At 33.5% G+C, this 1,038-nt stretch carries 1 protein-coding gene; it reads left to right on the top strand.

Annotation, left to right across the window (positions count from 1 at the left end):
• A partial coding sequence (locus AB1422_19620; protein MEW6621511.1) for a hypothetical protein occupies positions 1–1,011 on the top strand: 1,011 nt, incomplete at its 5' end.
• Between the last annotated feature and the right edge of the window lie 27 nt (positions 1,012–1,038).

Genomic DNA, 1,038 nt, shown 5'->3' with positions numbered 1-1,038 from the left:
AAATGGACAAAAGCCGATGAGAAAAGAATCAAGACAATCTACCATGATCTTAAAACAGACCCTTGTCAATTTTATCTCGGAGCTACAGCAATTAATCAAGAGTGGCAGAAAAGATATCCTCATCTTATCTGTCCACCCTTAAGAACCATTGGTCAAATCTTAGCTGATTTAGGTCTCTCTACAAAGAGAAAGGAAAACACACACAAAGGAGCAGCCAAATATCTATGCTATCCTGAATATACCATCTACCATCTCTTAGGAGGAAGGGTCATGGAATCAGACTTTGTGGGTGAAAAATATATTACAGGAAGAACCGAACCCTTAAACTTTATTGCCTTCTCCTTTAAGAAAGAGCCAAGATTCCGTTATTTTAAGCGAGTCTTAAGTCAAACAGCTGATGAGTTTATTAAATCCTCTCAAGACTTTTTCCACAACTTTGAAAAACCAGATTTTATAAAGATAGATAATTCTTTGGCTACTATTGGTTCAGCATCGGGGAAGAGAAACATCTCCCGCACAATGAAGTTTCTTTTAGAAAACCAAGTTATACCTATCTTTTCTGTCCCAAGAAGACCTTTTTCTCAGGCCTCTATTGAAGGGAATAACAGCGTCTTCTCCAGAAAATTCTGGAAGAGATTTGACTTTAAATCAATATCAGAAATTGATGAAAAATTAGAGTGGTTTAATCTATCCTCTCAAAGATATACTGGTTATCAACCACCAGAATCAAAACCTAAAAGAGAAGGAGACTTTGTACCTAAGATTTATTTCCTTAGGCAGGTAAAAGAGGATAAAGAACAAACCCATAAAGCCTTTATTGACGTCTTAAATGAAAAGGTATTCTTACCTGAATCCTATATCAATTATTTTGTTTTAGCTGAATGGAATCTTAAAGAAGAACAACTTTACATTTATTTTGAGAAAGAACAAAAATCTGAAATTATTAAAAATTTATTATTTGAAATCAACTCAAAATCAAAAGAAAAAATTCAAGAATTACTTAAAAATTAGCTGCTCACTTTTATTTTGCATTCAACC

Source organism: bacterium (assembly GCA_040757115.1).
Taxonomy (GTDB): Bacteria; UBA9089; CG2-30-40-21; order CG2-30-40-21; family SBAY01; genus JBFLXS01.
This window is presented reverse-complemented; position numbering and strand designations above follow the sequence as displayed.